The organism is SAR324 cluster bacterium, from assembly GCA_015232315.1.
GTDB lineage: Bacteria > SAR324 > SAR324 > SAR324 > NAC60-12 > JADFZZ01.
Map to the genome: position 1 here is coordinate 22,662 of JADFZZ010000030.1, position 11,256 is coordinate 33,917.

Annotated in this window: 4 protein-coding genes; 2 read left to right on the forward strand and 2 right to left on the reverse strand. The window is 47.0% G+C overall.

Annotation, left to right across the window (positions count from 1 at the left end):
* Nucleotides 1-49: 49 nt before the first annotated feature.
* Nucleotides 50-2,626 carry a hypothetical protein gene (locus HQM11_16685; protein MBF0352671.1) on the reverse strand — a complete coding sequence of 859 codons (2,577 nt, stop codon included), beginning with the start codon at nt 2,624-2,626 and terminating at the stop codon, nt 50-52.
* Nucleotides 2,627-2,748: 122 nt separating this feature from the next.
* Nucleotides 2,749-4,146: a B12-binding domain-containing radical SAM protein gene (locus HQM11_16690; protein ID MBF0352672.1), complete on the reverse strand. Its 1,398-nt coding sequence runs from the start codon at nt 4,144-4,146 to the stop codon at nt 2,749-2,751.
* A 529-nt stretch (nt 4,147-4,675) separates the two neighbouring features.
* Between HQM11_16690 and HQM11_16695 the strand changes: the two genes are divergently transcribed.
* The gene (locus HQM11_16695; protein ID MBF0352673.1) at nt 4,676-8,803 is read left to right on the forward strand and encodes a response regulator; all 4,128 of its coding nucleotides are present in this window, start codon (nt 4,676-4,678) and stop codon (nt 8,801-8,803) included.
* A gap of 16 nt (nt 8,804-8,819) precedes the next feature.
* Nucleotides 8,820-11,210, forward strand: a complete 2,391-nt coding sequence (locus tag HQM11_16700; GenBank protein ID MBF0352674.1) for a CHASE domain-containing protein — start codon at nt 8,820-8,822, stop codon at nt 11,208-11,210.
* The last annotated feature ends 46 nt before the right edge of the window (nt 11,211-11,256 follow it).

The following is an 11,256-nucleotide window of genomic DNA, read 5'->3' on the forward strand; positions in this document are numbered from 1 at the left end:
CAGCAACAATTCTGGTTGGTTATTTCCGGCGATCGTCTCAGTCAGGGGGTTACCCGAAAAAATAATGGAAGGATGTGGTTTTTTCGGTTTTGGCATGATCGGGATCAATATTCAGAATGGCGATGACTTCAGTGCGAACGCCGGGTTTGACATTGAACACCACCAGATCCGAGGTTTCCATGATTTGAAACAGACCTCGTCCCGCACCACCTTTTTCCTTGTTCAAACTGCCGGCCCGACCTTCATAGCAGCTTTCCAGATAATCCAGCACAGTGGTTCGTCCAAACGCGCCAAACGGATCTTCAACCGAAATGGCCAGCAGGACACCATCGCAGGCATAACGGAACGTGGCATACTCGTTTGGTTTGAGTTCAATCGGAATGGTTCGGGAAAGATGATTGTAAATGGCTTTTCCGTTGACATCGGTTGGAGCGTCATAGATCGAGTTCATCAGTAATTCTTCGGCCACCATTTCACATTTGGAAAGCAGATTGCGGCGCACGCCCAACTTGTTGAGATAAGCGGCCATGTGTTGAACCAGCTCCGAGCGAGTTTCACTGCTCACCACAGGATGTGCCTTCACGTCAACCCCCCAGTTGAGATATTTTTCCAGTCCAAACCAGTCATGACTGATCAGTTTGCTGACGGTGGTGGTGATATTTTTCAGAGTGAAACTCCGATCTTCATCATTGCGGGAAACAATGTTTGAGATGAACGGATATTTCCTGAGTAAGGGCAAGTATATCGGCGCGTCATCCGAAGTCATGAACACGGTTTGAACGGTTTCAGAATGATCCTTGGCAATCTGTGCCAGTTCGATCAATTCAGTATCGAAACAGACAATGTCATAGGTTTGCTGATCCAGCAATTCCCGGCCTTTTTCAACGGTAGACGCGATATCCAGTTCCAGTCCGGTTCCGCCCAAAGCCAGTTTGTCAATGATCTGCTGTTTTTTATTGGTGGAGGCCAGCAGAACCCGTCTGTTTTGAATGGCCTGTTCATGCTGATACAGGGAACTGATAGGCCTGAGCAATTCTTCAATCTGATAAACTTCTTTCAGGGCTGATTGAAGCTGTTGCTGATTTTCAGCGTTTTTCTGTTCGGCAAGCGTTTCATGAATCTCTTTCAGAGCCTGCAAGTGAGTTTTTTCCAGCACATTCAGGTTGACCATCAAGGTTTCCTTGATACTGCTCAAATCCTCCAGTTTGCGGTTGCTGGCCTGCAATTGCAGATTTTGCTGTTCCAGATTTTTGTGAGAGGTATCCAGTGCCAGAGACGATTCAATCAATTGCTGGCTCAAAGCGGTCTGTATGGCCAGTGAGTCCTCCAGTTCATTTTTTTTCTCATTCAATTCATGAGTTCGCTGTTCAACTTTTGCCTCCAGTCCTTCGTTGTATTCTTTCTGCAGATCCAGTGCTTTCCGCTGAGCAAGAAATTTTTCCTTGCGATACGTGTTGATACGGTCGGCCAGTCCCAACGAAAGCAAGGTCACTTCAATGGCGGCACCCACCTGAAACCCATAGGTCGTCAAAAACATGACAGGCACCACACCAAACTCACGCAAGGCCGCCAGAAACGCACCCAGAAAAAATGTTGTCCAGGCCAGGAGATAATACCGTGCTGGTGTGTAGCCCTTTTTCAAACTGAGCACACCGGCAGTCATGGATGTGATGATCAGCAGGACCACTGTCAGCACGCCGATTCGTATGCTTAGCGCATAGCCGATTATCGGTTGGAGGAGAATGAGAAGCACACACCATACCGTCATGCTTATGAGCATTTTATTGGTTCGGGGAAGGTAGTGAGCGGTATGAAGATATTGTTTGGCAAATAACGTGAGAAACAACAAAGTCAGATTCAACCCGAAGGCCAATCCGTTATTGGCCAGCCAGGGAGAATCCGGCCAGAGATATTCATAGGCCAGTCCGTTCATGGCCATTCCCAGCAATGACAATCCCAGGATGTACATGACATAGTAAAAATAACTGCTGTCTCTCACCGAAATAAAAATAAACAGGTTATAAAACGCCATGACAAACATGATCCCATAATAGAACCCCAACCCATACACTTCCTTGTTGATTTTTTCCGAAAATGCGATGGGAGACCATAACGTCAACGGAATCTGCACATTGCCGGAATTGACCACACGGATATAAAAATGGTGGGTATAATCAGCCATAATCTTCAATGGAAAAACATGGTTCCGGTAAATCACCTTCCTGTCATAAAATGGAATTTGATCACCGCCTTTGAACATCTCATAGTTTCCATCAGCGTGTTCAAAATACACATCCACATGATCGATCAGCGGATAACCCAGTTCCAGCAACCATTCATGCGGGGCATTGCCGGCATTCGTCAAACTGAACCGAACCCAGAAGGCCGATTTGGAATAACCATAATTGGGAACAGGTTTTTCATTCTTCACAAAGCGGGACGCATTGCTCTCATTCCGTACTTCCGCAAAGGTCATTGTGTTGGTGGGATCTTCCAGAATCTCCAGAACAGGACCCAGTTCATAACTGGCTTCTGAACGGATTGTCAGCGTTGAGGCCTGCACCTGGGCGATCATGAGAAACAGCAGGCATGAGACATAACCGGTTTTCAGGAAGATCATTTTCATCAAAAAATTCATAAAATTGCCTTAATGTTAAAAATAAATCGGGCGACGGTAGAGACGGGTTTCAAACCCGTCTCTACGCACGATCAAAAACCAATCTGCGATGTCGGGTTTCAAACCCGTCTCTACACCGGTTCAGGGGTTTTCTCAGGAATTTTCCAAAGAGTGACATCCTCATTCACATAGGACTTTCTGGATTTCAGATTGATGACCATGATCCGCGCGCATTCTTTGATGCTTTGGGTGGTAGTCAGGGTGCTCAACGCTCTTTTCGCGATATTTTTGAGGGAATAAAAATCCATACCGATCTCTTTGACGGCATGGAGAAATTCCAGGGTATCCATTTTTTTCAGATCATAATGCACACCCATGATGAAATGGTCAGTGATTTTCTGCCAGTCTTCCGGAAATTGTTTGAGATGCAGGCGCCCTTCCCGTTTCAACTGTTCAAATGTTTCGGTTCCGGGAAAAGGCTGAAGAATCTGGAGACGCAAAATATCAAAGCCCGCGATTTGAACAAATTTTCTGGTTTCTTCCAGCACCCGCATGTCATCAGAATCGCTTCCCAGCAGGATCTCGCCCAGAACCATGATTTTACGTTTCTGGGCATTCGCAATGAGTTCAGGATATTTATCCACACCAATCTTCAGATTCATCACCTTGTTCATGTCTTTGAGGGAATCAGGATTGATTGATTCAAAGCCGATCGACAACAGCCTGCACCCTGCGGCCGCGGCCAGATCGAGAGCTTCATCATCCTGCAGTGCATTCACCGAGGCGTAACAGGTGAACTGCTTGAAATTGAAACTGCCTTTCCTGCGTTCTTCGGCCATTCTCCGGCAGATTTCCTTGAACCGGGAAGCGTCACTTTTGGAATAGCCATACATGTTGCCATCCGTAATAAACAGGGTGTCATAGCCTTTGGGAATCCGTTTCAGATCGGTGATCACTTCTTCCACATCCCGTTTCCGGTATTTGCCATCATAAAACTTGTTGATCGAGCAAAAATTGCAGTCAAAGGGACACCCGCGACTGGTTGAAAACGGCAAAAATGAATATCCGGGTTTGAACAGCTCATAACGCGGAAATCTGATGCCATCCAGAGAATGCATCCCGCTTTTGTGATTATAAACTTTTTGCAGACATTTGTTTTCAAAGTCCGTCAACATCTGCGCAATCACCTGTTCGCCATCACCGATACACACAGCGTCACAAAATGGTTGGGCTTCGTCAGGGCACATCGACACATGCACTCCGCCAAGAAACACCGTCACCCCCCGTTTTCTGAATTCTGTGGCGACTTCATAGGCTCGGTTGATGGTCAACGTCGTGGTGGATAATCCGACCACATCCACCGCCATGTCGAAATCAATCGTTTCAATCTGCTCATCAACAATGGAGACATCCCAATGTTCCGGGACATAGGCGGCGAGATAGCCAAACCCCAGTGGAAAAATGGTCTTGATGTTCCGGTCCAGTTTCACGGCAGTGAATTTGGGTTGAATGAACACAATTTTAGGCATAAATCACTCCCTGAAATGTCGGCTGACACATGAATGAAACATCTTATCGTCCGGAAATACTCCAGCACAATCCTGATCTACCTCTGCTTGTAACAATTTTTTACGTCCGTTGTCCAGAGTCATACTGCTTCCTGATAAAAATTGATCCGGGGAACCTTATTTGTTATGATCTCTGACTCGACATATCCTTTTTATTTTTATAAGGCTAAGGCTAAGAATAAGTACCCGACCATCAATCTTTAAACATTTTTTCTGGTTCCCTACCTCTGGTGCAAGGCTGTTAAGTTAAGAAATTACCTGCGAGACAATCCCCCTTTTCAAAGGGGGCAGGGGGATTTAAAGATCAGAATAACATCCCCCTAACCCCCCTAAACCAAGGGGGAATTGGTGCAAGTGCCTTCACGGTGCTTAACAGCCTTGGCCGAGACGTCAGGAACCAGATTCATGTTAAAAAACTTTTGAGCGGGTACTTCCTTCGCCCTATAATGATTAATTCCGGCTACGTTTTTACCCTTGAATGTGAGGATGCATGCCCCCGAAAACAACAGTCACCAAGGATCTGACTGAATCCATGGATTCCAGTCAACAGCAGAATATTGAGACTTCAGAGTTTGAGAGAGAGGAACAGGTTGTTGTTGGCATCGGCGCCTCAGCAGGAGGTCTGGAAGCCTTGCAGCGTTTGCTGGCAACACTGCCGGATCAACTCAATCTTGCCATTATCATCGCTCATCATCTGGATCCTCATCATCAAACAATTCTAGGGAGCCTGCTGGCACGTTGCACAGAAATTCCGATTGTGGACGCTGAACACAATGCGCCCATTGAAATGAATCATATTTATGTGACGCCACCCAACAAAGACATCATCATTGCCAACAATACCATCCAGTTATTGGAACCAGTCACGACCACAGGCTCCAAGCCCTCCATTGATATTTTTTTCACTTCGCTCTCACGTGAAAAAGGCAAATATTCCGTGGGTATTATTTTGTCCGGAGCAGGCTCTGACGGTGCGTTTGGTGTTAGAGCCATCAAAGCCGCGGAAGGCGTGGTGATTGTACAGGATGAACTCTCCGCAAAACACGATGGTATGCCACGTTCCGCAATTCAAACCGGCTGTGCAGATCTGGTGCTGGAGCCTGACCAGATTTGGTCTGAACTGTTGAGACTGCTCCATGCCAGAGAATCAGCCCGGACGCATCAGGACAATATCGACAACCTGAACCAACTGCTTCACAAAATATTTCTACTGATCCTGGAACACACCGGGCATGATTTTTCAGGATATCGTGAAAGCACCATATTCCGCCGGATTGACAGAAGAATGCTGGCCACTAAAAGCGCCAGTCTGGAGAAATATATTGAATATCTGGAACAGCATCCCGCTGAAATCCGAATGTTGTTCAATGAGTTTCTCATCCATGTGACATCCTTCTTCAGAGATCCTGAAGTGTTTGAGGAACTGGAAATTGCCATCCGTAAGATCATTGCCGCCAAAACCGGCAACGAGCCCATTCGTGTATGGGTTCCGGGATGTTCCACAGGCGAAGAGCCCTACACCATTGCCTTGCTGTTTGCCAAACATCTGCAACACAGGATCTATGATATGGATATCAAAATTTTTGCCACTGATCTCAACGAAAGCGCGATCGCTGTTGCCAGAAAAGGTTTGTATTCAGTGAGTTCCATTGAAAATGTCCCGGCGTCGTTGCGCGAACGTTTTTTTTCTGAAGGCGCCAATACCTATCAGATCCTGAAACAAATCCGGAACATTGTTGTGTGTTCCCTGCACAATATTCTCAAAGACCCCCCTTATCTCAAACTGGATCTGATCAGTTGCCGCAACATGCTGATTTACATCAAACCTGAAAAACAGAATGAAATTTTCTCACTGTTTCATTATGCCCTCAATCCTGACGGCTATTTATTGTTGGGAAAATCTGAATCAGCCACACAATCCGCGGAGTTGTTCACGATCATTGACAGTAAAAAGAAGCTGTATCAACGCAATCTCGCCTTCAGTTCAGAAGCTCTTTTTTCCAGAGCCAACAGTCAAAACCTGCGCATCGCATCCCGGAAAAAGCCGGAATCCACAGGCACTCTGTCACCTGTGACGCTGGTGCAAAAATACCTTCTGGAACATTATGTGCCCTGTTCTGTGCTCATCAATCAAACCGGTGATATTCTATTCATACAGGGGAATATTGTTCCCTGGTTTGGAACAGTTTCCGGAAAGCTGGAAACTAATCTGTTCAAGCTGTTGCAACCGGAATTGAGAGTTGAACTCCGGATTCTGTTGAAAAAAGCCATGGAACAGCACGTACCACTAAAAAGCCATAAAATCCCGTTGGGTTCGCCGCCGACAAACCGTGCGATGACGCTCACCATCCTTCCTGTCCTGGAACAAGCGCAATACAAGGACTGTTACATTGTCTGTCTGCAAGAGCTGGCTATTGCCCCGCAACAGTCCGATGACGCGCCTCCCGATAGGGAAATCCAGAATCGTGTGACCGAGCTTGAACAAGATCTCGCGACCACACGGGAACACCTGCAATCCATGATGGAAGAACTGGAATCTTATAATGAGGAACTTCAGTCGGCCAACGAAGAACTGCAATCCACCAATGAAGAACTGCAATCGACAAATGAAGAACTGGAAGTCTCCGGTGAGGAACTGCAATCGACGAATGAAGAACTGCTGACAGTCAACGACGAATTGAATGACCGGACCATGGAACTGAATCATTCCAATGCGGATCTGCTCAACATTTTGAACAACAGCGCGCCCTTGATGGTCCTGGATAGCCACCTGAAAATCACACGGATGACACAGTCCATGAGCACGGTTCCCGGAATGGACCCGGATCATATCGGCATGACAGTGACCTCTCTTTTGTTTCCCACCGAACTGAGGCCTCTACACGCCTGGTGTCAGGAGGTCCTTGAGAGCAATGTCAGCTTATCCCGGGATGTTCAGGTGAATGATAATTTTTTTCAAATCCGGATTTTGCCTTATTGTGATGAAAATGAGGTCACTACCGGAGTGATTCTGGTGTTCATTGATCTCACTGATTATAAAAACATGGAAGTGGCGTTGAGAGAGGCCAAAGAAAAAGCGGAATCTGCCAATAACGCAAAAAATAATTTTATTGCGAGCATCAACCATGAAGTACGGGTTCCGCTCAATACCATCATTGGTATGTCTGAACTGCTGCAAACAACCGAACTGAGCGATACCCAGCGAAGCCATGTGGAAATCATCAACAGTGCCAGCAGTACTCTGATTGAAATGATTTGGGATATTCTTGCTCTGGCTGATGCGGACAAAGAAAAAATAGCGCTGGAACAGGTTGATTTCAATCTGAAAGATCTCCTGGAACGCAACATGAAAATTCTGGCGTTGCGCGCTCAACAGGCCGGGTTGTCTTTTGATTATTCCATAGCGCCGGATGTACCGGTCAATCTCCTCGGCGACCCCTTCAATTTAAGACGCATTCTCTACAAACTCATTGGCAACGCCATTCAGTTCACCCCGTCAGGACGCATTACCCTTCGAGTTCAAAATGAATCTAAACCCGGAGATCATCAATGTCATTTGCGTTTTTCCATTCAGGATACAGGAATTGGAATTGACCGGGAGCAGCTTGAAACAATTTTCGATAGAGTCACCCGGGAGGATCGTTCCATGACCGGGGACTTTGGCGGAACCGGGACAGGATTGGCCCTTTGTAAAAGTCTGGCAGAACTGGCAAAGGGCAGCATTGCTGTCCAAAGCGAAGTTGGCAAAGGCAGTGTCTTTCATTTGATGATGCCCTTTGCTCTGAGTGAGTTAAATGCTATGACGGTTCTCACGGAGGATTCTGACTTTTCAGAAGAACGGATACATACAGAAAATGATGCGGATGAAAATCTGAACATAACTCAGAAACTTCCACCTTTACGGATTTTACTTGTGGAAGATATAAAAGACAATCAGACCATATTCACACACCATCTCATCCAATGGGGGGCAACGGTGGATGTGGCATGCAACGGACTGGAGGGAATCGCGCTGTTTCAGAAAAATGAGTATGACCTGGTTCTGATGGACATTCGCATGCCTGTTATGAATGGCTATGATGCCACCAGAATGATTCGTGAAATTCAACAGAAAAAACGCTCAACACCAACACCGATCCTGGCACTCACGGTAAATTCCGTTCAGGAAGAGTTACAACTTGCCATTGATGCGGGATGCGACGGAGTCATCACCAAACCACTCAAAAAGGACACCTTGTTCCGTAAAGTTCTTGAAGTAATCCATAACACCTCTGACCCGTCTCACACTGAGGCCAATGAATCCCTGGTGGCCTCAACGCGCCCCCCCCGACTTCGGATCACCCTGGGATCCGATTTCCGGGAGGTGATGCCTCAGGTCAGGGATTTTCAGCGCAAGCAAATCCAGTTGGCCGTCACAGCCCTTGAGCAACAGGATTTTGAGCAACTGCGAATGATCGCGCATAAAATCAAAGGTATGATGACACATCCCCGAATCAATGAACTGGGAGCACATCTGGAACAGATCGCTAAAAATCAGGAGTCCCGGGATTGTAGAAAAATCCTCGGAGAGATTAAAAAACTCCATGACCTGCTTGAAATTGATTATGAACAACCCTAACTTTTGAGTTGATTGAATGACACGAATTCGTGATCAATTCTCTGGAAAATCAAATTTTCAAACACGATTTATCGATATTATTCACAATCCGGCCGCCGCATGGGTCATCCTGTGCGTGTCTCTGAGTTTAACGGTTGTTGCCTATTTTTTATCCGTCTCGTTTGTACAACAACGACGCTCTGACCAGTTTTATTTCCGCTCCCTTGAGATTGAAATCGCCATTAAGGAGCGTCTCGATATCTATGAACAGGTTCTCTGGGGGGGCGTGGCCTTTCTATCACAAACCGAAAAGCCCACCCGGAAACGCTGGAAAAACTATGTGGAACAACTGAACCTCATCAATCAATGGCCTGGAATTCAGGGAATCGGTTTCAGCATTCCAGTCTTGCCCGCAGACAAAGAGTCCCATGTCACCGCCATCCGGGCTGAAGGATTCCCTGAGTATGACATCAAACCCACCGGAACCCGTGAACTGTATTCCGCCATCATCTGGCTGGAACCGTTTGACTGGCGCAATCAACGAGCCTTTGGCTATGACATGTGGTCCAATGACATCCGGCAAAAAGCCATGAGGCGCGCCAGAGATCAGGGCGTGGCCGCGACTTCCGGAATGATTTTGCTGGTTCAGGAAACAGAAAAGGACATCCAGAAAGGTTTTTTGATCTACACCCCCCTGTATGACCAACCCGCCCGGACATTGTCGTCACCGGAAGACCGCAGAGCACATTTTGTCGGTTGGGTTTACGCGCCCTTTCGCATGGGCGACCTCATGAAGGGGATACTTGGCAGCGAAGACACCAGCATAGAGTTTGAAATTTATGACGGGGAACAAATGACTTATGAAAACCTGTTATACAGTTCCTCGGGGCGTTCTCATCCAGAGTCTTCACAGACACCCGTTTTAAACAGGACTGAGACGATCACCCGTCAGGGACATCCATGGACTTTATATTTCAAAACACCTGATGATTTCACCTTCAAAAGCGATTATAACCAGCCCCGATTTGTGGTCATCGCCGGAACATTGATTGACCTGTTGCTGTTTTATGTGGTTTATTCCCTGTATTTCGTCAATCGAAAAGCAGAAAATATTGCCCGAGCAATGACAAGGGAACTTGAACTCACAAAACAAGGCCTGGAAGAAACCGTAAAAACTCGAACAGGCGATCTGCTACAGGCCAGAGACGATCTGATCCGGCAAAACAAAGTTCTGCTTCATACCAGGGAACTGGCAGAAGCCGCCAACAAAGCCAAAAGTGAGTTCCTGTCGGTCATGAGTCATGAAATCCGCACCCCGCTGAATGCCATTCTGGGTATGACAGAATTATTGGACGAGACCCCCCTGACAACCGTTCAACAGGAATACGCCTCGTCCATCATGCGAAGTGGCGAAACACTGCTTGAACTGGTCAATCATGTCCTTGATTTGTCACGGATCGAAGTCAACCGGATGGAACTGGAAATCATCCCGTTTGATCTGCATGAGTTGATCCGTAAACATGAAACCATGTTACGGTTGTCCTCACAGAAAAAAAATCTGGAGTTGATTTATCATCTGGCTCCCGGGGTTCCCGCCAGCCTGCGGGGAGATCCAGCCCGACTGAGGCAGATCCTGACCAATCTTGTGGGCAATGCCATCAAATTTACAGAACAGGGATCCGTGACCCTCCAGATCGAGCAGGTGCAACAGACTGAATCTCCACCCGGAGAGGTGCTTTTGCGCTTTTCTGTGCAGGATACCGGCATTGGAATTCCCGACCATCGACTGTCATCCATTTTTGACAGTTTCACCCAGGTGGATTCTTCGACAACCAGAAAATATGGAGGCAGTGGCCTGGGATTGACCATTTGTAAAAAACTGGTTGAGCTGATGGGTGGTCAGATCCATGTGGAAAGCAAAGAAGGGAAGGGAAGTCGATTTTACTTTGAAATTCCATTAAGCATCGCCCCTCCGGACAATTCCAAAAAAATCGAAAAACCGGTTGCAACGCCCCAACTGGAGCCTAGGGCCGAAACAAAACCCCTTAGAATATTGCTGGCTGAAGATTCGTTTGACAACCAGTTGATTATCAAAAAACTTCTTCAAAAACTCCAGACCTCGGTTGTGCTGGCCGAAGATGGAAAACAGGCACTGGAGCATTTCCAGAAAGAAGACTTTGATCTTGTGCTGATGGACATGCAAATGCCGGTCATGGATGGTTACACCGCCACCCGTCTCATTCGTCAATGGGAACAGGAACACCACCGGACTCCGATCAGGATTATCGCGTTGACGGCGCTTTCGTTCAAGGAACAACTGGAAAAGACAACGGAAGCAGGTTGTGATGGCTATCTGATCAAACCCTTCACCCAGAAACAGTTTGAACAAAAGATCCTGGAATCGCAGAGAACTCCAGAGGCGGTCTAATGCCGGGCTGTTCAGTTTTCCGGTAGAACGACGTGCCCGTCAAACA